Below are 23,562 nucleotides of genomic sequence, written 5' to 3' on the forward strand. Positions count from 1 at the left end.
AAATCAACTAATAAGTTGGTAAAGCGAGGTGCTATATATGTCAAAAAGAAAAATTATCCTTTACATATCACTAGTTGTTATCGTCGCCCTTTTAATCACTGGCTACGTTATGCATAAACACAAAAAAGATAAATATATTGAAACTCAAAAAGCGAGAATAGATCTGTATTTTAAGCATAATCTTAAAAATTACAAATCCTTACAAATAACTAAGGTATATAAAAGTCCTATGGGAGGGTATTTTATATCTGGTTACATTAATAATGATAAACAATATTATTTTGATGCTCATATTTCATCAATCGAATCATATCAATTTAATGGCAATTTAGGTTTTAATCCAAAAACTTTAGAAAAGTTATTTTATCATCCCGATCCATCCAAGCAATTAAACCCAAACGAAATTATTAAACGTGAACACATGAACAAACAAGATTATGAAGCTGATCCCCCTATCATTTGGGGTTTTTAATTATTTAAAGCAAATAAGCATAAATAATCAGTGAATCTGTTTTAACTAAACCAATACTTTTAACAACTGAGTTAAATGAAAGTCATAAAGTGAGACTAGAAAATAAATGTTTATTTACTTCCTAGTCTACTTTATTAAGACACCTAATATCCTTGTAAAGCGAGGTACTACACATGTCAAAAAGAAAACTTTTCCTTTACATATCATTAGTTGTTATCGTCGCCCTTTTAATCACAGGCTACGTTATGCATAAACATAAAAAAGATAAATATATTGAGACACAAAAGGCTAGAATAGATCTGTATTTTAAGCATAATCTTAAAAATTATAAGTCCATACAAATAACTAAAGTAGATAAAGACCCTATGGGAGGGTATTTTATATATGGTCACATCAATAATGATAAGCGATATTATTTTAATGCTAACATCTCATCAGTCGGATCATATCAATATAAGGGTAATTTAAGCTACAGTCCTAAGACTTTAGGAAAATTATTTTATCACTCTAATCCTAAAGACAAAATAAAACCAAATGAAATTATTAAACGTGAACACTTGAATAAAGAAGATTATGAAGCTGATCCGCCTATCATATGGGGATATCAATCGGTGAAATAATTAGCTAATTGAACCTTTGATAAGTTGGATGAACGCCGTTCCTGTCTCACGCAATCATTCAAAACGCTCCACACCTGCGATAGATGTGGAGCGCTAGTACGAAATTTATCATTTATCAGTTGGAATTACTGCACCGTCATATTTTTTGTTAATAAAGTCTTTAACTTCTTTAGATTGTAGAGCTTTAACGAGTTCTTGCACTTTTTTATCGTCTTTGTGTCCTTTTTGTACAGCAACTAAGTTAGCATATGGATTATCTTCAGCTTTTTCTAAAGCAATAGAATCTTTTTTCGGACTTATTTTTTGATCAATTGCATAGTTTGAATTAATGATGACTGCATCTGCATCTTGATTTTGATAAATTTTTGGAAGATACTCTGCTGATTGTTGGTAGTTAAATTTTAAATTCTTTTTGTTCTCAGTGATATCTTTGAAAGTTGCATCTTGAATTTTAACGCCATCTTTCAATTTAATTAGTCCTTCGTCAACAAAAAATTTTAAGAATCGACCTTGTTCTGCTGGGTTGTTTGAAACGTAGATAGTGGCACCTTTAGGTAATTCTTTTAAGCTTTTATACTTTTTAGAGTACACAGCCATTGGTTCTAAAAGAACGTTACCTGCTGATTCGATTTTATAACCTTTATCTTTACTTTCTTTTTTCAAATATGGTGTGTGTTGGAAGAAGTTCGCATCAATTTCGCCCTTATCCAATAGCTTATTCGGCGTTGTATAGTCATTAATTTCTTTAACTTTAAGTTTGTAGCCCTTTTTCTCTAAAATGGGTTGTGCTTTTTTAAGTACTTCAGCATGTGGCGCAGGAGATGCTCCTACTGAAATTGTCTTATCATCTGACTTCCCACACGCAGCAAGCGCAAGTGTTAATACTGCGATCAATGTAAATGTTAATAATTTTTTCATGTTGATTTCCCCTTTTTATATTATCTTTTATCAATTCTGTTAGTGAAAAAGTCACCGATGTATTGAATGATAAATACTATGATTAAAATAAATACTGTTGAAACGAGAATGACATCGTTCTGATTTCGCGTGAAGCCTGTGAGATAGGCTAAGTTACCTAAACCACCAGCACCGATTACACCAGCAATCGCTGTCGAACCGACGAGTGCAATCGCCGTCACCGTGATACCAGATACCAATGCTGGCATCGCTTCAGGTAAGAGCACTTTACGTATCACTGTCGTCGTGCTCGCACCCATGGACCAAGCCGCTTCGATAACCCCTTTATCAATCTCTTTAAAAGCAATCTCGACAAGTCGTGCATAGAATGGCGCTGCTCCAATAATTAGCGCAGGCAATGCACCTGTTGGACCACTAATTGTGCCTAATACCAAACTTGTAAATGGTATCAAGATCAGAATGAGTATGATAAACGGTATCGCTCGGAACAAGTTAACAATAAACGAGATCACACTATAAAATACACGCGCGAATGGTGATTTACTTCTAGCTGAAATAAAGAGCAACACCCCAAGTACCAAGCCGAAAATAAAGGCAAAGATTGTTGAAACGATTGTCATATAAAGCGTTTCATAGGTTGCAACCCAAACTTCAGACCAGTCGACATTCGGCATCGTAATCATCTCGTGGAGAATTTCATTCAGTGACTTACCCATGTCGAATCACCTCCACTGCTACATGTTGTCGACTCAAGCCGTCTTTAAATTGTTCAAACTGAGCGTCTGAAACTTCTGTTAGGTGTAAGACGAGATAACCAAGCGCCCCTGATTTCGTTTGTTTCACATTACCTTCAAGAATATTGATATCAATGTCCAATGTGCGTGTAATATATGACACGATAGGCTCTGTCGTATTATCACCTGTAAAGTTTAAGCGAACGACGTAATCATCCGGAGCAATATGTATATATCGATCCACGGATTCATCGATTTCATCACTTAAGTCGTCTTTTACAAATCTGCGTGTGACTGCATGTTGCGGATTCTCAAAGACTTCAGTGACTTTACCTTGTTCGATGACTTTACCATTTTCCATTACAGCCACCTCATCACAAACACGACGAATGACCTGCATCTCGTGTGTAATAATCACGATAGTCAAATTTCTCTTCTTCTTGATTTCCAACAGTAAATCAAGAATTTCATCTGTCGTTTGCGGATCGAGCGCACTCGTCGCTTCGTCACACAACAGTACTGACGGTTCATTAGCTAACGCACGAGCAATCCCTACACGCTGTTTCTGTCCCCCTGATAGCTCTGATGGATAAGCGTTACCTCGGCCTTCCAATCCCACAAGTTCGACGAGCTCACGTGCATGATGACGTGCTTGTACTTTGCCCATTCCTGCTATCTCGAGAGGAAACATAATATTCTCTATTACCGTACGTGACCATAATAAATTGAAATGTTGGAAGACCATGCTGACATCTTGACGTTTACGTCGTAACATTGTCTTTGAAAGCTGCCCCATATTATCTCCATCGATAATCACGTCGCCCGATGTAGGTGTCTCTAAGTAATTGAGTAAGCGCACGAGCGTACTTTTACCTGCACCTGAGAAACCAATGACGCCAAAGATCGTGCCGGATGGAATCGTCAAATCAACGTGATCGACTGCCGTAACATCGTGTTTCTTAGTCTTATACCGCTTCACGAGCTGTTTAATTTCAATCACTGTAGTCCCTCCTCTAATATTCTTAATGATGTAGATTAATGTTGCGTTGCTAGTTATCATCGTTGTTTCAATGGACTACTTCTTTCAGTTAGTAAAATGAGTTCGTTCAAGCCTACCACTTATAAATAAGTTAGATATTTCAAATTATTAAAAATATTGTGTTATTTATTAAGCATATTATCTGATATCTCAAATTCTGCTCATCTTATACAACTCAAAGGAGTGTAGAATGTTAACCAATAAAAAAACTTTCTCTTATTAAGAAAAAAAAGAAAGCATCCTACCTTCTCTCATCTTCAAAAGCCGTTAAGCTTTATGTGAATTGGCACCATTTCTGTAACAGACGGTTGCCGAGTTTCGTAGGGCACATCCCTCCACCACTCTTGATAAGAGCAATCGCAATATTAAGTTGTATTAATCCTACCACTATTCACAATCCCCGTCAACTACTATTTTAAATTTTCTAACAAGTAGGGAACAGACTGGAATGCGTATATGCGCTTAAGTTCTTGATCTTTTGACATAATCAATAATACAGGAACAGATTGAATTTCAAATTCTTGAGCGAAATCTGGATGTAAATTCAAATCAATCTTCGTTATCGGTAGTTGTACCATCTCATTCGCCACATCTAGCATTCGTTCTGATACTTTACACGTACCACATGTAGGTGTGTAGCCGAATATGAGATGTTTATCTTGATGAACATTTTGTTTCGGATCGATAATTTCTTCTTTCTTCTGTATCATGTTAATAAACTTACCCTTTCAAACATTTGATCTATTTCTTCTTGAATCGTTTCATCTTCGTCTTTCACCTCAAAACCGTGACGTTCCAACACACGCGCTAAATAATCTTTCGGACAACGCGCAACTTCGCGATATTGGCGGTCAATGTATATATGGTGACTTTCACTTAAATAATGTTTAAACCAACTTCTAATCTTACGTCCTTCGTCATCTGCATCTGCTAAGACGTAAATCGTTTGCCCTTCGTAGTCGTCAATAATTTGGTCGACTTTATCTACACTCATCGTTCCATGTGTACAAATAATATGCAGAGGTTCATCGATGACTTCCTGCACACGCCGCTTATCCGTCTTACCTTCTACAATCATTACTTTGTTTACTACAGCCACATCGGTCACCTTCTTTAACAATGTTTGGGAAACGCTACTTAGTTTTTAACATATCTTGCGCAAAGTAAACATTATTACAGCTCATGACACTTACGAGTGAGACAGTTATAGAAAAAGAGTAGAACGTCATCCACCATTCTCTCAAGAATTTGAATCGACATTCTACTCTCACATCTACTCATTGAGTTGTTGTCCCCACTAAATCGTTGAACATCAGCAAAGATACAATATGATATGCGTAAAACATAATGCTATATCCACGTTCAACTCAGGACGCAACAACTTAACATAGTTACTTTATAAGTAATTATGTACGTAACTCAACTTTCGTCGTATTATTCACCAATCATTTCTGAATAGTCGTCAGCTGACATTAAGTCGTCTAATTGGCTTTCATCGCTGATTTCAACTTTAACCATCCAAGCTTTTTCGTATGGAGATTCATTAACGAATTCTGGGCTGTCTTCTAACTCGTCATTTGTTTCTGTTACTTTACCAGCAACTGGAGCGTATAATTCTGAAACTGTCTTAACAGATTCAACACTACCAAATGTGTCGCCTACTTCGATTTCGTCATCGACTTCTGGTAACTCAACAAAGACGATATCTCCTAATTCGTTCTGTGCATATTCAGTAATACCAATAGTAACTGTGTTTCCTTCAACCTTTACCCATTCATGGTCTTTAGAATACTTTAATTCACTCGGTACTGCCACGAGATCCCCTCCTATAAACTTTATTGTACATATTTATGATGCCATATAGATGCTTCACAAGCAAGATTTTCTATTAATCTTGTGAATATTTCCAAGGCCATGACATCGCATGAAATAAGTAATGAGACGCATGGTTATCGTCTCAGAAAGCGATTTCAAATCATCGTTTAATTATCTCTATTTGATTAACGATTAGTTAACCCATACATCTTGATATTGTTGTTCGTTAAATCCAACTGTGACTTTATCATCCATGACTGCGAGCGGACGTTTAATCAACATGCCGTCTGATGCTAATAGTTCGAGTTTCTCGTCATAGGACAAGTCTTGTAATTTGTCTTTCAAATTAAGTTCACGGTATTTCGCACCGTGCGTGTTAAAGAATTTATTGACATCTAGATCTGATGATTCCACAATTTCTTTAAGTTCAGAATATGTAGGTGTATGTTGTACAATATCAATAGGTTCGAAACTTACGCCATAATCCTGTAAGAACTTTGCAGCTTTTTTACAAGTTGTACAGTTTGAGTATTGGTAAAATCTAATCATGTATGAACCTCCTATTTTTATAATCTTTATTCCAATATATCAAATTTAAATGAGAAATGCTTTAATTTATAAGCCTAATTTTTTCTTTATAACCTCGATTCAGTTATAATATAATCACGATTTCAAGTAAAAGGAGAGCATAGACATGAAAGCAATTCATTCTACAGATGCATTTAACCAAGCGATTAATAGTGACAATCCTGTCATCGTGAAATTCGAGGCAGGTTGGTGCCCAGATTGTAAAGCAATGGATATGTGGATTGACCCTATCGTTGAGAAATACAACGATTACGAATGGTACGTCGTTAACCGTGACGAACTTGAAGATGTAGTTACTGCTAACGATGTCATGGGTATTCCTAGTATTCTCGTATTCAAGAACGGCGAGAAGTTGAGTCACTTACATTCAGCGAATGCGAAATCTCCAGAACAAGTTGAAGATTTCTTAGCTGACACATTCAAATAAAATGTGTATCACATATATCTTTACCTAAAGTGACACTATATAAACAATGGCGAGTGAAAAGATGGGGTAACACCCACTTTCACTCGCCATTTTATGATATCGTTTAATATTCAGTGATTAAGTTCTTCATATGACGTTTACGGTGTGACACTCTGTCTTCCATATCAGTAAGATAAAGGAAACCTACTAAGTCTTCGCTATCTTTCACGCCTAATGTGTCTCTCACTTCAGGCATAAAGATGTACTGTGGAGACTTCCAGCAAGTACCAATACCCGCTTCATGAAGCAATAACATTAAGTTTTGAGCGAAAGCACCAAACGCCATATAGTTCTCTAAATTCTGTTTCTGACGTGGATCTTTCTGAACGATTAATGCGAGCATACCACCTAAGTTAGTCACATTATCATAGTGGTCTTTCTTCTTATCATCGTCGCCTTTAAATGCATATTGACCAATATCTTGACTCATTTGACCGAGTCGATCTTTCGAAATATGCACAACTCTCCAAGGCTCTCTCATCTTATGGTTAGGTGCGTCTGTCGCACGCTCAATCGCTTGATATAAAGCATCGTCATCTATATGCATGTCACGTTTAAATTTCTTTCTACTTCTTCTATTTGCAATAGCTTCTTGTAGTTCCATAATTGATCGCCCTTCCGTAAGTGATAATCTTTTTCAATTATAGTGCAAGATATTTTTATTTTCAACTTATCGATAATCTCTCAGTGCACGTCGTAAATCTTTGACCTGAACTTGACCAGGGGCTTGTGGCTCTTCTAAACAACCGTAAGAAATACTTCCGCCAAATACACCCGTAGCTAATCGTGAAACTTTACCTAACTCGCCCATCGCGATACCTATCACTTGTTCAGGAGTAGTCACACTCGTTTGATGCATCGCGGACATAAGCGTTAACACATCTTCTGGAGTTCGAGGCATCACTGCCACTTTAAGCATATCTCCGCCACATTGATGCATTTTATAATACAGGAAGCGTAGCGTCTCAAGATTCGGTGTTTCAGTAAAGTTGTGATGTGAAATAATGACCTTCACTTGATCCTTATGCGCCTCATTCACCAATGCCCGCACGTCTGTTGGAGAAGCATGCTCGTCAAACTCAATATCAATATAGATTGGTTGTTCCTTAGCAATTGCACGGATAATCTGACCGTATTCTGCCTCTGATGCGTTGCCCTTTCCGCCTTGTTGAGTTGTGCGATATGTCACGAGCACTTCCTTCTCCGGCACTGCCTCACGCAACGTCTCTAACGTTTGTTGATAGGCTTCTTCATTGAATTCTGGCCACTGATCAACGCGTAACTCAACAATATCAAAGTTTGCCTGTTCGTGTTGTAATCGTTGAGTCAACTTTCGGTCTAGTTGATAGTCAGGTGCTATCGTTACGGCAATTTGAACCTCTTGCATAACGCCACGTCCTTATCATTTGAATTACGCTTATTATAACGCATCTACGTTTGTACACCAACGCGTAAACTTGTCAGCTCCACTATGGCTAGGCGTTTGCTTATTTTAAAAAAGTTGAGCGAACAGAAGCGTTTACCATACTTAGGCGTTTGCTTATTTTAAAAAACTGAGCGAAAAGAGGACTTCTCAAACGATTATGTGAATCGATCAATGATTAACGATTGAACATTCAGGGTAGAAGATAACTATAATCAATTGAGGAGGTTATACAACATGGCAGTTAAATATGAAACAAAAGCAACAAACACTGGTGGACGTAATGGACACGTTCAAACAGATGATAAAGCAATAGATGTAGCGGTAATTCCTCCAGATCAAGCAGATGCTGAAAAAGGTACAAATCCTGAACAATTATTCGCAGCAGGTTATGCTTCATGCTTTAATGGTGCATTCGATTTAATCTTGAAACAAAACAAAGTAAGAGATGCGAAACCAGAAGTAACATTAACAGTACGTTTAGAAGATGACCCAGATGCTGAAAGTCCTAAATTAGGCGTAGACATTGATGCTAAAGTTAAGAATGTCTTATCACAAGAAGACGCTGAAAAATATTTACAAGAAGCACATGACTTCTGTCCATATTCTAAAGCAACACATGGTAATATCGACGTGAACTTAAACGTGACAGTAGAAGACTAATCTCATAGAACGTTAATACCCTGTTCTTCACCTTTCGAAGGGAAGAACAGGGCTTTTTTCATTTCCTCATCTTATGCTGGTTGTCTTGATGCACAATCTTACCGTTTATTCGTCTTCATCTTTCCGAGAAAGAATACTTAAACTCACACATAAGATTGTAAACGCAATAAGGACAAGCAGTATAAGCGAAACAATAATCAACATTAGTGCTTCCACTATACGCGCACCCCTCTTTAATATGTGAGCAACCTTTCTCATTATAGCACACTTTAATTGCGTTTTAATCCGCCCATTCAGAGTCTTTTACCACTACAGGAAGTGTTAATAGTCGACGTTGCTTTGTCATATAAGTTAATCTTGAAGTAAGTGGATTCTTATTTTAAAAGTACATTTTTTCGATTATGTTACAAATTAACATTGCTACGCTAAATAAGTTGAATTATTATTAAACGTAGATACAATAGAGTTTAACACTAGATTTATTTCTTGTGAGGCGAGAACAATGAGTACGATTCATGAACTAAACCTTAATGATTTGGCTGACTATCAGCGCTTAGTTACTGAAGCAATACATAATGAACATTTCGTATATGCGTGGGGATTGTACGACGAGTCACACATCCCTCCCGAGTATCTTGACCATCTGCTTTCTCAAGATAGCCCAGTAGAAAAGGTCATTGGCCTGCACGTGGACGATGAGCTTGTAGGTGTAGCAACACTTATCAATTCTCATGTCTATGGTTTAAGACATAAAGCTATCTTGCAGAATATGTGTGTAAAAATGATTGATCACTACGCATCCCAAGAACTTGCAGATGACTTAATGAAGTACATCATTCAATACTGCCAAGAGAGAGACATTGAAATTCTGATGACTTCGATTGCCTCAAATAATATCAGCGCTAAAATTTTCTATAGAAATTATAATTTTGAAACGTTAGGCGTCGAAAAACATGCGCGTAAACTTGGTACACGTTATATTGATGAACACTGGCTAGTGAGTGATATTAAAAAATAATGTTATATAATTTAGCCTCACTTAAATTATAAAGTATAACGTTCCTTGCAATTAAGCGAGCGAAACCTTATGATTTGAGTATATTTAAACGTGCAGATTATGAGAAATACGAGCACAGAGAGGACAACATTATGACGAACAAGACCACAATCTTTTCTTTATTTCTATCCTTATTAGCCCTTGTTTTTCCATTTTTAATCTTTGATGAAATCGTGACGACGCCGTTTCAAATTATCATGGCTATATTGATATTAATTGCGATTTTTGCCATTAACTTTTATAGCGCACTGCGCGGAGACAGAGCGATTAATGTCTTTGCAGCTATCGTCACATTAATCGCTCTATTCTTATTTACTATTCCTTTGTGGCGTTACATTTTCTAGTTTTTTACAAAGAGAAATTACCTATCGCAATAGGCACTTTCTCGATATTAAAATGTCGGAAAATTATTAATACTCACAACATAAATGTCCGTCACTGTTTAATACATTTATCAATGGGTATAACTAATTGACTAAGTCACAATTCCGAGGAGTGTAAATTAAGAATGAGAGAAGAAAAATGTTGTTACGTCAACCCTGAGAAAGTATCTCTCGATTGGGAATGCTTAGTCGTTAGCAGACGTGACATGATCTTAGATGGTTTACCTATCGAGCTCATTAATGCTTGGATGAACCGTCATTTACTTGAACCTTTTTCAATCCGTAATAATGAAATTAACTTTAAAACGCAAGATATCCGACATGCACTCGAAGTACAGAATTGGTATTACGAGTAATTGTTAAGCACAATTAATATCATCATAAATACTAATCGCACGTTTGGCATATTCTAACATATCATGCTCTACATACTTCGCACTAAAGTAGTTAAATAGAGAATGTGCACAAGTTTCTTCAATAGGAAACTCGCTATCAGTGTGGACGTGATGTGCGATATAACCTAATGGGGTATCATCTTCCAGAAATCTATAAATAAATTCATAAAATGTCATAGTCATGCCCCTTTCTTGTACAAAGAATCAACTAGTGTATATTTATCTTATCATCTATCATATCAGAGTTTCTGAAATTGTCTATACGAGAATCAGCGGGCTGAAAGTACAGGAATGCTATACCCCTATTCATGATGCGATTAGTTAAGACTTTAAAATTTTGTGAATATTTCATTAAATTTAGTTTTACTTTAGTTATTTAGTTAAAATGAATGGAGAATTTTATTATTCAACTTAAAAAAACACGTCTTCCCTAACTATGCATTAGCATAATTAAGGAAGACGTGTATTTGTATTACTTCATATTTTATAAGCGGTCTAAACTAAAACATTACCGTGTTCATCTGCAGGTTTAAGTAACGTAATAATAGCGCCAATAATCGCTAAGATGTGTGGCACTCCTGTCCAGAAGAATGCTGCGAAAAGTAAGCCAACTACAGGTTTACCTGCGTAGAATTTATGAATTCCAAACGAACCTAATAACACAGCAAGTAAAATATAAAGCCATTTGTTTACTTCGTTCATCTTTCGCACCTCTTTTATATCTTTATTATACTTTTAGTATACACACCTATCACCTTTACGGCCACGGACTTAAGACCTATATATGCGACCTACTTTCTGAGGATAGATCATCAGTTAGTATGGACACTCATCTTTTACAAAAGCTCAAAAATATTCATGAAACTGCCACATCTCATATAAGTGTCGACTCTATTGTGAAGAACGATTAAGTGGTACAATGTATTAATGTATTTCAAGTTACGTTACGTAGAATGAGTTGGAGGTGGAAGTATGTCCATTCACTATATATTTTTACTCACTGTATCAATTATCTTCCTTATTGCAGGAATTATCACTTTATCATTATATAAAGCTAAACACAGTCAAGAATCGAAAGAATCTCTATTAGGCATCACTGTTATGTTATTCATCTTCGGTGTTGTCGGCACACTGTTCGCATTAATCTTCGGCTGGCTCATTTAACAAGCCTCCTAATGATTAATCATTAGGAGGCACGCACTATGAAATTACGTTTCTATCCTAATTGGGAAGTGGATAATCTAAGTAAAAAAGAGATTGCTATTCAAGAAGACGATACTTCAGTATCTGTTATCAGTCCGATTAATAATTACGCTTTTGGTATCTTAGCTGAAGCACATTTCGTCGTGCAGAATCAGCAAATTATCGATGTCAATATCGAACATCATAGTGAAGAAATTGAAATGACAGCAAATCAAGAAAGTCATATTATTATGATCAGAGATATAACATAACTCTAGCGTATAAAAATTTTAACAGTTAAGATTCCTAACTGTTAGTCCACTTTCTTGTAAAGCGCACTTAAGCACTCTAACTGCCGATGTAAGAAATATTCACCTACGCCAGGTTATCTCGCGTTACACTTTAGTTAAGATAAAACAAAGGAGGTAATTCAAATGGCAGTAGCAAACATCATCGGTGGTATCATCAAATTAATCAAAACTTTAGTTGACACTTTCGCTAAAAAATAATTTGATACCTTAATACTTAGCACCCCTTCAATTCAAAGGGGTGTTTTTTACTGCTAACAGAGTGGAAAGCTTTGTTAGCAGTTTTTCGCATATAAAAAGACCCCTAATTAAAGGGGCCTTATACTATAACGGGAGTAATGAATCTTCTACATGCTCCGGGGCATGTAGAAAATTCATCTCCGTTATTTTCACATGCCCAAGAGCATGCAAAGCAATTATAAAATTTGCTTTCTTAAATTGCAAATACTTTTAAAAATACAAAGAATTTATTCACAATCCGAATTGTAAACCGAATCGATTTACAGTTACGCAAAAAAATCAAACAGCTTGGAAAAGATTTTTAAGAAATTGGAGCACCCTGACTATTGAAATATTTGCCCTAATTTAAATATAATCCATGAAAAACGGGTAAAATAGTATTAAGGTATCTATTTCAAATTTCAAAGGTGCACGTAAACATCATCAATTTAAATAGAGAACTTCCTTACATCATCACGTAAAGGAGGATGTTTATGATTTATGTAGCTATTATTATTACTATTCTAGGTATTATCTTTCTCAGTATGAGTAAGACGAAACCGAAATCACGTCAGTCCTTTCTTAGTTTAGGTGTCGTGTGCCTCATCATCGGCATCGTATCTTTAATCGGTCTACTCATTAATAAGATCGTCACAGGCGCATAAAGACTTATCTAGCAGTCCCTTACATGAAAGAGGATAAGTCTACGGATTGAGATTTATAGCATTCTCTTTGCATATTAATCTCAATCCTTTTTTATTAACTCATCTGGATATGATTTGGTTTTACAAATATTTAACTTTCATTTAACATATATAACTACTTAATCTGATGTTAATACATTTAAGTTAAAATAATTATCAATATATTAGGAGACGTTATGAAAGAAAGATCATTTTCAAAACCTTTATATATTTTTTTAACCTGTGTGGTATTATTTGGTTTATTACTCACAGTCGTCTTTATTTACGCTTCACAACACAAGGCGAATTCCAGTTCTGATAAATATAAAAACTTTAAAGAACTGAAGAAAGATACGCGTGAGGGTAAAGATTGGAAGATTTCTTCTAAAAATACTTCTAGCGATACAATTGTTACCGCAATTCACGGTGGTGGCATTGAACCTGGCACGTCTGAAGTTGCGAAACAGATTTCTAAAAAAGGCGATTATAAATTATACGCTTTCGAAGCATTAATGAAATCAGGAAATCAAGACTTACACATTACTTCCACACACTTCGACGAACCTACCCTACTGAAATTAATGAAGAAAAGTGATCACGCGGTCTCTATTCACGGAATGGGTGAAAGTAAATCCGTCGTCTATATCGGAGGTAAAGATTTAAAATTACGTAATGCGATTAGAGATAATTTGAAAGATGCAGGCTTTAAAGTTGAAGAAAGTCCTGATTATTTAGAAGGCGATTCAAGTCAGAATGTCACTAATAAGAATGATGGGAATGCAGGCGTTCAGCTCGAACTTTCTTATGGCTTACGTAAAACGTTCTTCAAACACGGTGACTTTGACCGTAATTCCCGTGAACAAACTTCTAACTATCGTGATAATCTATATCGATTCTCAGAAGCTGTAAGTAATGGTATTAAAGATGCGAAACAGAAGTAGAATAAATCAATAACTGCTATCCAACCCGTAGATGACTAATGAAAGCATCTGCGGGTTAACTTTTCGCCTATGAAGATAATCATTCAAACATCCTCATAGCTAGCGCTCATTTTACCTAAAATGCAGTAAGAATCCATACACCAATGCGTACCAGCCTCACTTTCACCAGCAAAAAAGCTGAGCTACCCACACCAAAGTGAGCACTCAGCCTTAAATAACAGTTCAGAAGTGATTTCAACGTAACAGTTCAGAAGTTTAATGAAGTAGAAACTGAAATTAGATCGATTAATCCGTAACAGGATCGCCAATTAGAACATTAACCACATGTCCGTCTTCAACGTTAAACTGAATTGGATATTGACCTTTATCGTAGTAGTATAAGCCATCATCTGGTGTGCTACCACTGTGATAAAGTTGACCTAAATCTTGGCCGTACGCAGCTTTCAATTGTTCAACTGTTACTGATGTGTCCGTCACATTAAAGCTCACACTGCGCGCAGACTTACCTTCCCCTACAGTTTGGATCACTTGATCATGTACTTTATGTTGGTGGTAATCCGGCGTGCTCACATGCGTTGTCATATAGTAACCATTGAACATCATGCCGCCCCCATTTAAACCTTCAATAAATTGAGGGCTTGTAAGAAAGCTTGCATCGTCACCTGCATTTCCTTCAAGCACGAATTTGGCTTGCGTTGCAGATGGTGTCGTCTCTGCGTGTGCGTCTGTTGCGTTAACTGCTACTGTTCCTAAACTTAGTGTCGCAATCGTAGATGCAGCTACCATTGCTTTCGTTAATTTCTTCATAAAATCACTCCTTTAATTTTGAAATAACATTATCAAATGTCATTACACTTTTATTATATAATCATTCAAATTTTTAATAAATATTTTTAACAAAATTTTACTATTTCTTATTATACTCTTAACATTTCTAAATATTCTCGCTCATTTTATCTCAGTCTATAAAAGTAGAAAATTGTGTATTGCTAATGTTGTAAAATTCAGATAATATAGACTCAATTATGATTATAGAAAGGAGAACACAGTTGAGATGACACATTCACCTATTATGAGAACAGCGTTTATACATACGACTCCGATACTCGCTGGATTCAGTTTCCTAGGTATCGCTTACGGAATTTATATGCATTCCCTTGGCTTCGCACCTATCTTCGCTATTGTGATGAGTGCGACTATCTTTGCTGGGTCTATGGAGTTTGTCGCAGGAAGTTTGCTCGTTGCTTCATTTAGCCCACTCAGCGCGTTAATCTTAACTTTGATGATCAACGCACGTCATCTGTTCTACGGCATTTCTATGCTTGAAGAATTTAAAAATATGGGTAAAAAGAAATATTATCTCATCTTTGGTATGTGTGACGAGACGTTCGTCATAAATAAAACAGCGCAAGTTCCTAGTCATATTGATAAAGGTTGGTTTATGTTCTACGTCACATTATTTAATCACTGTTACTGGGTATTTGGCGCTACGATTGGTAGTATCGCTGCGGATTACATACACTTTAATACGCATGGACTCGATTTCGTGATGACGGCACTCTTCGTTGTAATCTTCCTAGATAATTGGCTAAAGGAATCCAGTCATCTTACTTCTATTATTGGCATCGGAGTATCATTATTATGCCTCATCATCTTTGGACCTAAAGCCTTTATCTTACCAGACATGATTGCGATGCTTGTCATCTTTATCTTTATGAGAAAGCCAATTGAAAGAAAGGTAGGGACTACGTCATGACTTTATTTCAACAAATTATCACGATTGCTTTAGTTGTCCTAGGCACGATGATTACACGTTTCCTGCCCTTTTATATCTTTTCACCAAACAAGCCCACACCCTCTTTCGTGAGGTATTTAGGCAAAGCTTTGCCCGCTGCTGTCTTTGGACTGCTCGTCGTTTATTCGTTCAAGGACGTCAATGTCTTGAAGTACAGCTTTGGCTTGCCTGAGCTCATCGCAACAGTTGTGATTATAGGTTTGCATTTGGTTAAAAAAAGTATGTTACTCTCCATCGCTGGCGGTACAATTGTTTACATGCTGCTCGTTCAATTTGTCTTTTAGTTGAGGTGAAATGCGCGGAGTAATTTTACCTAGTCTAAAATGTGAAAAATTACTTGGCCAAAATAAATTTTAGAAAAATCTGCAATCTATCTATACAACAGATTCATTTTATTATAATATATATCATTATAGCCTGAGATATAGACAAGAACGGCAAATGACTATCAAAGAGGAGACTTGATTATGAAGAAAACAGCAGGAATCTTATTAGCAAGCGCCCTACTACTCGGAGCTTGTGGTACAAGCGAGAAAGAACAACATGAAAAATATCAAAAGGCGTTACGTACATTCGTAGATAAGGATATGGATAACTTCCAAAAATTCCAAAAAGACACAAGAACGCTAAAAAATTCAGAATTAGTTGAAGAACTATCTAAAACACGTAAATCTTTTGAAAAAGATCGAGATGAATTCGATAAATCTACAAAAAATATAGAAGGTACCAAAGACCAAGAGAAATTAGCTAAAAACTTTAGACACCTCAATAAAGAAACTGATAAAATGCTAAAAAGCATGAAGAATAAAACACAGGAATTATCTGATGGTGACTTAACAGAACCAGAATACAGTAGAGAGATTATTGATATAACTAAAGATTACCAAGAGAAAGCTAAGCCTAAAGACGAAAATAAAATCGATAGTAAGAGTGTTAAGAAAATTCTAGGTGATGACGTTTATAAAAAAGCGGAAGATCTCGTTGATGAGTCTGAAAAATAAGCGACTCCGAAGTTAAATATAATTCGTACAGTAAGCTCATATTATGATAACAATAAAGTTATTGTAATGTGAGCTTATTTTTATTTTATCTTGCTCTAACTTTCTTCATAATTTCATTTCTTTTCCAAATATTTTTTCACAAATTCATCTAAAACTCTTCTTAACTTTATGTTATTCTACTAATTGTTGTGCGAGTAAAATAAATACATAGTTTTTCAGTTATTTTTTCTAATTCCTAAAAATAAGTTTCAACTCTTACATTTTATTCTTACAACATATTACAAACATCTTTAGGGGGAATTTCCATTGAGAAAATCAATTTCTGTCGTGTTAGCAAGTGCCCTACTACTTGGTGCTTGTGGTAACGATACGCATGATAAACAGACTGATAACAAGGAGCATAGTAAGACTACTGCGTCGGACAAAAAGAAAGATAAAAAGCAGGATAAGAAAGAAGATCATAAAGAATATCTTGATGATTTAAGATATTTCGTTTCAAGCTATGCCGAATCAGCACGTAGTTTCAGTAAGCACGTGTCACGGGTAGATGAAGATACTGATTTAGACTCATTTGCAGAACATTTCGATACGCTATCTGATCAACTCGATGAGAACTTAGATGACTTCAAGGAAGAGAAACATGATTACAAGCCTAATGATAAAGAGAAAAAGGTGGAAAATCACTTCACTGACGTGAGTAAAACATTAAGTAAAGAATCAAAAGATTTATCGCAAACATTGAAAGATTATAATGAAGATAAAGTTTCAGACGACAAAGTGGATGAACAATACGAGACCTTTACCGATAAAGTAAATAAATTGGCAGACAAAGAAGTGGATGAAGATGACTTTAGAGAAGTGCTGGGTGATAAAGTTTACGACTTAGCAGTAGATGAGTAGATATTTAAAATCGTTTATGACACTAGTGTATAAACACTCAATCTCGCCTTTTCAACAACACGGATGATATATCATTCATAAAAAATTGGTTTACTATAGAAAAAATTACCCGTACAATCACCGGCTATATTCCCTATTTACATACGGTAGATTAACTAGTATCATGAATAAGCTGAATACTAATTAGGTGGTTATATATTTGAAAATTTTTGACTATGAAGATATCCAATTAATTCCAAATAAATGTATTGTACAAAGTCGTTCTGAATGTGACACTTCTATTCAATTTGGACCTCGTCGTTTCAAATTGCCAGTAGTGCCTGCGAATATGCAGACGGTTATGAACGAAGAACTCGCGCAATGGTTCGCGGAGAATGATTACTTCTACATCATGCATCGTTTCGACGAAGCTGCGCGTATTCCTTTTATCAAAAAAATGCAAGAAGCGAATCTCTTCGCCTCAATTTCTGTAGGTGTGAAAGATCGTGAATTCGATTTTATCAACACACTCGCTGAACAGAATTTAGTTCCTGAATATATCACGATCGATATCGCGCATGGCCACTCTGACTCAGTGATTAACATGATTCAACACATCAAACGTCACCTACCAGATGCTTTCGTTATCGCTGGTAACGTGGGTACGCCTGAGGGTGTGAGAGAGCTTGAGAATGCTGGCGCTGACGCAACGAAAGTCGGCATTGGTCCAGGTCGTGTATGTATTACGAAGATCAAGACTGGCTTCGGTACTGGCGGTTGGCAACTCGCTGCACTCAATCTTTGTAGTAAAGCTGCGCGTAAACCGTTGATTGCAGACGGTGGTATCCGTACACATGGTGACATCGCCAAGTCAATCCGTTTCGGTGCCTCTATGGTCATGATTGGTTCACTCTTCGCGGCGCATGAAGAATCACCTGGTGAAACTGTTGAAGAGAATGGTAAAATGTACAAAGAATACTTCGGCAGTGCTTCAGAATTCCAAAAAGGTGAGCACAAAAACGTCGAAGGTAAGAAAATGTTTGTTGAACACAAAGGTTCACTGAAAGACACGTTAAACGAAATGCAACAAGATTTACAAAGTTCTATCTCCTATGCTGGAGGCAAAGACTTGAAGTCACTCACAACAGTTGATTACGTTATCGTGCGAAACTCCATCTTTAACGGAGATCAAGATAGATAAATCGAAAAGAACTGCACCTCTCTGTGGGGTGCAGTTCTTTGCATTACTGTGATTAAATTAATCTTTGTGGTGCTATTTTTTCTCTTCCTCCTTTTTCATCTGCGCTTGTCGCATTTTAGCTTTTTTCATTTGTGCTTGTTTTTGTTTCATTTTCTGTTGTTGTGCTTTAAGCTGTTCAGGTGTCATAACTTCCCATTTAGATTCAGGGATGGAAACTACTAATTTCTCAGATTTTAGTTCTTTATTCTTACCATTAAAGCTAAATAATATACGGTACATATCATTTTTCCATGTCCAATACACTTTTTCTGTTTTTGCTACGGCTTTTCCTTTCTCTTTACGATAATATTTTCCTGATTGCTTTATGCTATCTGAAATATGCTTTTTACTCATATCTGGCTTATTATGTGCTTCTGCTTTCTTGTCCGCTTTACGATCTTTATAAATCATGACATAATTCCCACTATTGTTACCAATTTCTTTGATTATGAGAATCGACTTAGGCGAAGTTGAAGGGCCAGCAGAGTATATTTCATGTTGACCTCGTGTTACAGTTTCTTGTTTCATACCCCAGTGATATTTCATATTTCCAATTAAACCAATCACATATGTGAGTAGTAGTAAGATACTAATTGTTCCTAGTAGAATACGCGTCCATTTATGCGGAATAAATAACCATGTTGCAAAGATGAGTAACGCTAGTATGATTGCTATAATCATGATTCATCTTCTCCTTTCTCACCAGTTCTTTTTAAGAATGGAATAATCAGTAAACCGACCACTGCGAACGCTATCCCTATCGCAAACGACATGTTAAAGCCATCGATAGACGCTTGTTGAAGATGCTCGACATATTTCAATGGGTTCGCATCTTTCAGTCCTTGAGAAGGCTCATGATTATTTATCATGTTTTGTGTAATAGACGTTAAGAGTGCCACAGCTATTGCAGACGCTACTTGTCGTGCAGTATTATTGACGGCTGTGCCGTGCGTACCCTCCTCAGTAGGCAAGGCATCCATCGCATTGGTAGTTAACGGCATCATAATGATAGCTACACCAAACATGCGAATAGCGTATAATACTAATATTAATTTAGGAGAAGTAGTGTCTGTTAAAAATGCAAAAGGCATGGTCGCTAAAGCTAATATTGAAAAACCAACGATACATAGACGTTTTATTCCAATTTTATTATATAAACCACCTGAAACTGGTGAGATAATTCCTAACATCAACGCTCCTGCTAATAAGGTTAATCCAGATTCAAATGGTGAAAAGTTATGGATGTTCTGTAAATAAGTTGGTAACATCATCTCTACCCCATACATGGCCATCGTTACAACGATGAGGCCAATTGTCGCCATTGTAAAACCTCTAGATTTAAACACACGAATATCTAGGAACGGATCGTCTGATTTCAACTGTTTCATTCCAAAAATAACTAGGATAAGAACGCTGATAACGAGTGGAATGATTACGTAAACAACGTCTCCCCATCCTTTCGTTGAAACGTTCGTAAAGCCCCAAAGGAAGAGGCCAAAACCGATACACGATAAGATGAGCGAACTTACATCAAAATTAATTTTTCTATTAGGAATAACATCTTTCATAAGAAATAGACTTAAGATGAGCGCTATAGCCGCTATGATGATTGGAAGAACAAATATATTTCTCCATGAATCTGTGATTGTAATTCCTAGTACCACGTGATTTTTATCCAATATCCAACCTGCAAATGTGGGACCCATAGCAGGTGCAAGTCCTACAGCTAAACCGCTTAGCCCCATTGCCACACCTCGCTTGTTAGGCTCAAACATATTGATGATGAGCATTTGCATGAGTGGCATCATTAATCCTACCGCTATTGCCGTCACGATTCTACCTAGTAAAAATACTATCCAGTATTCACTTTCATTCGGTGCAATTATAGTTAACACTAATCCTGCTAAAAGTGTGATATATGAGACAACATGCAACCATTTCGTTGAAAATCGTGTCGCTAGAAAGGCAGAAATGGGCACCATAATCCCGTTAGCAAGTAAGAACCATGTTGTCGCTTCTTGGGCTGTACTTAAATCTATGTCGAAATCCTTCATTAAAGTAGGTAATGCAGTCCCTAACGATGTTTGCATGAGTGCTCCGGCAAAGGTCGCAAGCAACACTATCGCCATGATAATGACTTTATTATAAGGTCTGCCATAATTATCTAAATCAAATTCTTTATTCATGTTTTCACTTCCTCCTTACTTTGATTATGGTAAAACTATAGCAAGGTCAAGAAAGTAAAGACAGAACAAAATAACACATATTGTTCGATTTCGAACTCTTGATATGATATTATTCCATTAATAATTTGAGGAGGAGTTGAATTTCTATGGCTAGCTACCAGCGTAAGACTAATTCCACTCGTCGCCACATTAAAGAAGCAATAGTACGATTACTTAAGAACTACCGCTTTGATGCTTTAACAATTAATCAAATTATTGAAGATGCCGAAATAACACGGAGCACATTTTACAGATATTATGAAGATAAGTATGATTTACTAGAAGAAATTGAAAATGAAGTAATCGAGAAAATTAATGAACAACGGGAGAACCTTCTAACGTCCGTTGAAGATATAGGGTCAATAGACGAACAAAGCATCTTGTCATTATTTAATTCATTACAAGATTATGCTGAAATTATCCAAATACTGTTAAGCGAGCATGGTGATAGTAGTTTCGAAATGAAATTAAGAAACGAAATAGGTAAACGAGTAAAGATGATGGAATCTCACTTATCCATTAGTCCAGTGAGGAAAGCCTTTATGTTGGATATTCAACTTTCGATCCTCATTCGCACATTTCAATTCTGGACGGATAATCAAACAGAGAATGAAGAAATTGCTAAGATTGTCAGAGATATTCTATTACATGGTATGCGTCATACGTTGCTGAGTGAAGAGTAAAGAAGAATAATTGATGGTCTAGACTTAACGCATCAATTATTCTCCTTTTTAATACCATTACATATCATGTCAGTTTGCAACTCAGTAGCTAATTCACCCAAGCTTGGTATATAGTTTGTCGCAAATCCAATGATAATTTTGTTTTTCATAAAATCACTGATTTCGTGATTACTTTCATTATATTTATCTATAAGTACTTTTAAATCTTCAGCATTCATATCATCACTATGCCGTTCACTCGTATAACGTAAAAACGCTGTAAAAATTTTATCAAATGACTCCAAGCCATATTCCATCTCTAGAAATAATAAACTAACTGAGTATGTTTCTAATTGATTGTTACCCATCTTCGCAGCTAATTCAGTGATAGATTGTTTCAGTAATCTAAATTCTTCCTCACTAACCACGCTTGAAATCCCCTTTCAATATTTCTTTCTTATTCATTTCATACCTGATAAAAAGCTACTCTCATTATTAGGGTGATGTTACTCTAATAACAATAAGTATTTCAGCTTATCCTTACAAAAGTGTAAGCGCACTCGTCTTTCAAATACGTTATAATTAACCCTGAGGTGATAATTATGGATAAACAAACTGAAAAGATTCTCGCATCGCTAAGTTATTTCAGTGTATTCTTTGCACCGTTTTTATTTCCATTAATTATTTGGATCGGGTTAGATAGACCTGTCTCTACTCATGGTAAACGTGCAATCCTATATCACATCGCACCTTATTTATTTTTAATATTAGTTGTTATAGCAGTAGCACTTATGGGACTATATGCGAAAGTCTCTCTAATCATTGCAATTATACTTCTCATCATCGGTATTATTGGAATGGTATATTTCTTCATATATAACTTATATTGTGGCATCAAAGTACTACTAATGGATCAATTAAGAGAATAAAAGAGTATCCTTCATCATAATCGTAGAAAAGGTACAAACGCACTAAGTAACTTTATTCGTTGCTTGGTGCGTTTTTCATACATTTAATGGGCTAACTTAATAATAAAATCTATCGAATATTTTTTGTCTTAAATTCTTCTAAACTAAATTTATCTTAAAAAAGAGCTTAAACGAAATTATATCGTTCAAGCTCTTATATAGGTTTACCAGTCCAGTTTGATAAATGTCCAAAATCATTTCAATTAATATACTATATATAAATGTCTTAGTTTCTATTTTACTTTATTTGTTTTATAGCTAGTTTGAGTTTATTTGGAGAAACAAAATCAGGAATTTCAACAAATCCATACTCTTTATATAAGCTTCTTAATTTTTCATTATTTTCATATTCCACCCAAACAAATGAACCGCCGACTATTCTTTTAGCATTTAGAACTATATTTAATGCTGCATCTAAGGTATCTGCACCATTTATATTACAAGCTCTTAATGCTTCAGTAGTATAATTTTTACCTAATTGGCCTATTAAAAAAGCACTTATTTTATAAACAGAGGTTTCTTCGACAAATATTGCTCGTTGTTTAACTTTTTTCTGTAAAGTTTTCGATAGTCTTTGTAAGCTCTTTTTTGGAATACATAACTCTTTATTCGCAATCGTAAAATATGCAACAAGTATTGGCTTTTTCTTATAACTACTAAATATTAAATGTGTACTAGCAATACCTGTCCTGTTAAATAAAATAGCGTTCTTCTTAATAAAACTTTCTATATCATGAGCTTCATCACTACCAGTAACACGAATTGATTGAAAAGAATCTAAGATTTTTTGAACCAATAAATTATTGGTATTTTCGCTTTCAAGAAGATCTGTTAATGCAATAATTTCTAAAGTCATTATTTATAGCTTTCTAATATTGCATCTATT

Annotated in this window: 34 protein-coding genes and 1 riboswitch; of the genes, 18 read left to right on the forward strand and 16 right to left on the reverse strand. The window is 35.7% G+C overall.

Features of this window, described 5'->3' with window-relative positions; genetic code table 11:
• Positions 1-37 precede the first annotated feature (37 nt).
• On the forward strand, positions 38-472 hold the full coding sequence (locus HMPREF2802_RS05785) for a DUF1433 domain-containing protein (RefSeq protein ID WP_070503063.1): 435 nt from the start codon (positions 38-40) through the stop codon (positions 470-472).
• Between the two features lie 173 nt (positions 473-645).
• Positions 646-1,092 carry a DUF1433 domain-containing protein gene (locus HMPREF2802_RS05790; RefSeq protein ID WP_070503064.1) on the forward strand — a complete coding sequence of 149 codons (447 nt, stop codon included), beginning with the start codon at positions 646-648 and terminating at the stop codon, positions 1,090-1,092.
• A 108-nt stretch (positions 1,093-1,200) separates the two neighbouring features.
• On the opposite strand, the gene HMPREF2802_RS05795 is transcribed toward HMPREF2802_RS05790, so the two are convergent.
• From HMPREF2802_RS05795 to HMPREF2802_RS05825, 7 genes are all read right to left on the reverse strand, one after another.
• The gene (locus HMPREF2802_RS05795) at positions 1,201-2,010 is read right to left on the reverse strand and encodes a MetQ/NlpA family ABC transporter substrate-binding protein (protein ID WP_070503065.1); all 810 of its coding nucleotides are present in this window, start codon (positions 2,008-2,010) and stop codon (positions 1,201-1,203) included.
• Between the two features lie 20 nt (positions 2,011-2,030).
• The gene (locus tag HMPREF2802_RS05800) at positions 2,031-2,726 is read right to left on the reverse strand and encodes a methionine ABC transporter permease (protein ID WP_049412137.1); all 696 of its coding nucleotides are present in this window, start codon (positions 2,724-2,726) and stop codon (positions 2,031-2,033) included.
• Positions 2,719-3,744: a methionine ABC transporter ATP-binding protein gene (locus HMPREF2802_RS05805; protein WP_070503066.1), complete on the reverse strand. Its 1,026-nt coding sequence runs from the start codon at positions 3,742-3,744 to the stop codon at positions 2,719-2,721. Before HMPREF2802_RS05805 ends, HMPREF2802_RS05800 begins: the two co-directional genes overlap by 8 nt.
• Before the next feature lie 287 nt (positions 3,745-4,031).
• Positions 4,032-4,137: riboswitch (SAM riboswitch) on the reverse strand.
• Positions 4,138-4,193: 56 nt separating this feature from the next.
• A complete protein-coding gene (locus tag HMPREF2802_RS05810) occupies positions 4,194-4,493 on the reverse strand; it encodes a thioredoxin family protein (RefSeq protein WP_002472289.1) in 300 nt (99 codons plus the stop codon).
• Positions 4,490-4,882 (reverse strand): toprim domain-containing protein, encoded by a 393-nt coding sequence (locus HMPREF2802_RS05815; protein ID WP_002472284.1) that lies wholly within the window; start codon positions 4,880-4,882, stop codon positions 4,490-4,492. The genes HMPREF2802_RS05810 and HMPREF2802_RS05815 overlap by 4 nt, the downstream gene beginning before the upstream one ends.
• A gap of 335 nt (positions 4,883-5,217) precedes the next feature.
• Positions 5,218-5,598, reverse strand: a complete 381-nt coding sequence (gene gcvH / locus HMPREF2802_RS05820) for a glycine cleavage system protein GcvH (protein WP_002472285.1) — start codon at positions 5,596-5,598, stop codon at positions 5,218-5,220.
• A 192-nt stretch (positions 5,599-5,790) separates the two neighbouring features.
• The gene (locus HMPREF2802_RS05825; RefSeq protein ID WP_002472298.1) at positions 5,791-6,147 is read right to left on the reverse strand and encodes an arsenate reductase family protein; all 357 of its coding nucleotides are present in this window, start codon (positions 6,145-6,147) and stop codon (positions 5,791-5,793) included.
• A 145-nt stretch (positions 6,148-6,292) separates the two neighbouring features.
• Between HMPREF2802_RS05825 and HMPREF2802_RS05830 the strand changes: the two genes are divergently transcribed.
• Positions 6,293-6,613: a thioredoxin family protein gene (locus tag HMPREF2802_RS05830; protein WP_070503067.1), complete on the forward strand. Its 321-nt coding sequence runs from the start codon at positions 6,293-6,295 to the stop codon at positions 6,611-6,613.
• 103 nt (positions 6,614-6,716) lie between these two features.
• Here the strand turns inward: HMPREF2802_RS05830 and HMPREF2802_RS05835 are convergent, their stop codons facing one another.
• Both HMPREF2802_RS05835 and aroD read right to left on the reverse strand, forming a co-directional pair.
• Positions 6,717-7,256 carry a nitroreductase family protein gene (locus tag HMPREF2802_RS05835; RefSeq protein WP_070503068.1) on the reverse strand — a complete coding sequence of 180 codons (540 nt, stop codon included), beginning with the start codon at positions 7,254-7,256 and terminating at the stop codon, positions 6,717-6,719.
• A 66-nt stretch (positions 7,257-7,322) separates the two neighbouring features.
• Positions 7,323-8,039: a type I 3-dehydroquinate dehydratase gene (gene aroD / locus HMPREF2802_RS05840; RefSeq protein WP_070503069.1), complete on the reverse strand. Its 717-nt coding sequence runs from the start codon at positions 8,037-8,039 to the stop codon at positions 7,323-7,325.
• Between the two features lie 273 nt (positions 8,040-8,312).
• Between aroD and HMPREF2802_RS05845 the strand changes: the two genes are divergently transcribed.
• From HMPREF2802_RS05845 to HMPREF2802_RS05860, 4 genes are all read left to right on the forward strand, one after another.
• The gene (locus HMPREF2802_RS05845; protein ID WP_070503070.1) at positions 8,313-8,738 is read left to right on the forward strand and encodes an organic hydroperoxide resistance protein; all 426 of its coding nucleotides are present in this window, start codon (positions 8,313-8,315) and stop codon (positions 8,736-8,738) included.
• Between the two features lie 502 nt (positions 8,739-9,240).
• The gene (locus tag HMPREF2802_RS05850; protein WP_070503071.1) at positions 9,241-9,756 is read left to right on the forward strand and encodes a GNAT family N-acetyltransferase; all 516 of its coding nucleotides are present in this window, start codon (positions 9,241-9,243) and stop codon (positions 9,754-9,756) included.
• Between the two features lie 131 nt (positions 9,757-9,887).
• On the forward strand, positions 9,888-10,139 hold the full coding sequence (locus tag HMPREF2802_RS05855) for a hypothetical protein (protein WP_002472304.1): 252 nt from the start codon (positions 9,888-9,890) through the stop codon (positions 10,137-10,139).
• A 164-nt stretch (positions 10,140-10,303) separates the two neighbouring features.
• A complete protein-coding gene (locus HMPREF2802_RS05860; protein WP_049406523.1) occupies positions 10,304-10,534 on the forward strand; it encodes a hypothetical protein in 231 nt (76 codons plus the stop codon).
• Between the two features lie 3 nt (positions 10,535-10,537).
• Here the strand turns inward: HMPREF2802_RS05860 and HMPREF2802_RS05865 are convergent, their stop codons facing one another.
• Both HMPREF2802_RS05865 and HMPREF2802_RS05870 read right to left on the reverse strand, forming a co-directional pair.
• Complete coding sequence (locus HMPREF2802_RS05865) at positions 10,538-10,750, reverse strand: YozE family protein (RefSeq protein ID WP_070503072.1); 213 nt, start codon at positions 10,748-10,750, stop codon at positions 10,538-10,540.
• A 318-nt stretch (positions 10,751-11,068) separates the two neighbouring features.
• Entirely contained in the window at positions 11,069-11,275 is a 207-nt protein-coding gene (locus HMPREF2802_RS05870) for a TM2 domain-containing protein (RefSeq protein WP_070503073.1), read from the reverse strand.
• Positions 11,276-11,545: 270 nt separating this feature from the next.
• Between HMPREF2802_RS05870 and tsaT the strand changes: the two genes are divergently transcribed.
• The 4 genes from tsaT (at position 11,546) to HMPREF2802_RS05885 (ending at position 13,906) form a co-directional block, all read left to right on the forward strand.
• Complete coding sequence (gene tsaT / locus HMPREF2802_RS05875) at positions 11,546-11,737, forward strand: type II toxin-antitoxin system toxin TsaT (RefSeq protein WP_070503074.1); 192 nt, start codon at positions 11,546-11,548, stop codon at positions 11,735-11,737.
• A gap of 38 nt (positions 11,738-11,775) precedes the next feature.
• The gene (locus HMPREF2802_RS05880) at positions 11,776-12,027 is read left to right on the forward strand and encodes a hypothetical protein (protein WP_070503075.1); all 252 of its coding nucleotides are present in this window, start codon (positions 11,776-11,778) and stop codon (positions 12,025-12,027) included.
• A gap of 749 nt (positions 12,028-12,776) precedes the next feature.
• Positions 12,777-12,947: a hypothetical protein gene (locus HMPREF2802_RS12125; RefSeq protein ID WP_002472296.1), complete on the forward strand. Its 171-nt coding sequence runs from the start codon at positions 12,777-12,779 to the stop codon at positions 12,945-12,947.
• A gap of 215 nt (positions 12,948-13,162) precedes the next feature.
• The gene (locus HMPREF2802_RS05885; protein WP_070503076.1) at positions 13,163-13,906 is read left to right on the forward strand and encodes a poly-gamma-glutamate hydrolase family protein; all 744 of its coding nucleotides are present in this window, start codon (positions 13,163-13,165) and stop codon (positions 13,904-13,906) included.
• Positions 13,907-14,191: 285 nt separating this feature from the next.
• Here the strand turns inward: HMPREF2802_RS05885 and HMPREF2802_RS05890 are convergent, their stop codons facing one another.
• Positions 14,192-14,713, reverse strand: coding sequence for an immunodominant staphylococcal antigen IsaB family protein (locus tag HMPREF2802_RS05890; RefSeq protein ID WP_070503077.1), 522 nt, complete (start codon positions 14,711-14,713; stop codon positions 14,192-14,194).
• Between the two features lie 247 nt (positions 14,714-14,960).
• On the opposite strand from HMPREF2802_RS05890, the gene HMPREF2802_RS05895 reads away from it, so the two are divergent.
• From HMPREF2802_RS05895 to guaC, 5 genes are all read left to right on the forward strand, one after another.
• Complete coding sequence (locus HMPREF2802_RS05895; protein ID WP_070503078.1) at positions 14,961-15,662, forward strand: AzlC family ABC transporter permease; 702 nt, start codon at positions 14,961-14,963, stop codon at positions 15,660-15,662.
• The gene (locus tag HMPREF2802_RS05900; RefSeq protein WP_002472286.1) at positions 15,659-15,985 is read left to right on the forward strand and encodes a branched-chain amino acid transporter permease; all 327 of its coding nucleotides are present in this window, start codon (positions 15,659-15,661) and stop codon (positions 15,983-15,985) included. Before HMPREF2802_RS05895 ends, HMPREF2802_RS05900 begins: the two co-directional genes overlap by 4 nt.
• Before the next feature lie 183 nt (positions 15,986-16,168).
• Positions 16,169-16,702 carry a hypothetical protein gene (locus HMPREF2802_RS05905; RefSeq protein ID WP_070503079.1) on the forward strand — a complete coding sequence of 178 codons (534 nt, stop codon included), beginning with the start codon at positions 16,169-16,171 and terminating at the stop codon, positions 16,700-16,702.
• A 306-nt stretch (positions 16,703-17,008) separates the two neighbouring features.
• The gene (locus HMPREF2802_RS05910) at positions 17,009-17,602 is read left to right on the forward strand and encodes a hypothetical protein (protein ID WP_070503080.1); all 594 of its coding nucleotides are present in this window, start codon (positions 17,009-17,011) and stop codon (positions 17,600-17,602) included.
• A gap of 199 nt (positions 17,603-17,801) precedes the next feature.
• The gene (guaC, locus tag HMPREF2802_RS05915) at positions 17,802-18,782 is read left to right on the forward strand and encodes a GMP reductase (RefSeq protein ID WP_070503081.1); all 981 of its coding nucleotides are present in this window, start codon (positions 17,802-17,804) and stop codon (positions 18,780-18,782) included.
• 72 nt (positions 18,783-18,854) lie between these two features.
• Here guaC and HMPREF2802_RS05920 read toward each other — a convergent pair whose 3' ends face one another.
• Together HMPREF2802_RS05920 and HMPREF2802_RS05925 are read right to left on the reverse strand one after the other, a co-directional pair.
• Entirely contained in the window at positions 18,855-19,502 is a 648-nt protein-coding gene (locus HMPREF2802_RS05920) for a DUF4811 domain-containing protein (RefSeq protein ID WP_070503082.1), read from the reverse strand.
• Positions 19,499-21,007, reverse strand: a complete 1,509-nt coding sequence (locus HMPREF2802_RS05925; RefSeq protein ID WP_070503083.1) for an MDR family MFS transporter — start codon at positions 21,005-21,007, stop codon at positions 19,499-19,501. The genes HMPREF2802_RS05920 and HMPREF2802_RS05925 overlap by 4 nt, the downstream gene beginning before the upstream one ends.
• A 146-nt stretch (positions 21,008-21,153) precedes the next feature.
• Between HMPREF2802_RS05925 and HMPREF2802_RS05930 the strand changes: the two genes are divergently transcribed.
• On the forward strand, positions 21,154-21,729 hold the full coding sequence (locus HMPREF2802_RS05930) for a TetR/AcrR family transcriptional regulator (RefSeq protein ID WP_070503084.1): 576 nt from the start codon (positions 21,154-21,156) through the stop codon (positions 21,727-21,729).
• Positions 21,730-21,761: 32 nt separating this feature from the next.
• On the opposite strand, the gene HMPREF2802_RS05935 is transcribed toward HMPREF2802_RS05930, so the two are convergent.
• On the reverse strand, positions 21,762-22,136 hold the full coding sequence (locus tag HMPREF2802_RS05935) for a hypothetical protein (RefSeq protein WP_070503085.1): 375 nt from the start codon (positions 22,134-22,136) through the stop codon (positions 21,762-21,764).
• A gap of 174 nt (positions 22,137-22,310) precedes the next feature.
• Here HMPREF2802_RS05935 and HMPREF2802_RS05940 point away from each other — a divergent pair, with 174 nt between their 5' ends.
• Positions 22,311-22,637, forward strand: a complete 327-nt coding sequence (locus HMPREF2802_RS05940; RefSeq protein WP_070503086.1) for a magnetosome magnetite crystal formation protein family — start codon at positions 22,311-22,313, stop codon at positions 22,635-22,637.
• Positions 22,638-22,914: 277 nt separating this feature from the next.
• Here the strand turns inward: HMPREF2802_RS05940 and HMPREF2802_RS05945 are convergent, their stop codons facing one another.
• Positions 22,915-23,532 carry a hypothetical protein gene (locus HMPREF2802_RS05945; protein ID WP_070503087.1) on the reverse strand — a complete coding sequence of 206 codons (618 nt, stop codon included), beginning with the start codon at positions 23,530-23,532 and terminating at the stop codon, positions 22,915-22,917.
• Positions 23,533-23,562 lie beyond the last annotated feature (30 nt).

The organism is Staphylococcus sp. HMSC071G07 (assembly GCF_001811435.1).
GTDB classification, from domain to species: domain Bacteria; phylum Bacillota; class Bacilli; order Staphylococcales; family Staphylococcaceae; genus Staphylococcus; species Staphylococcus pettenkoferi.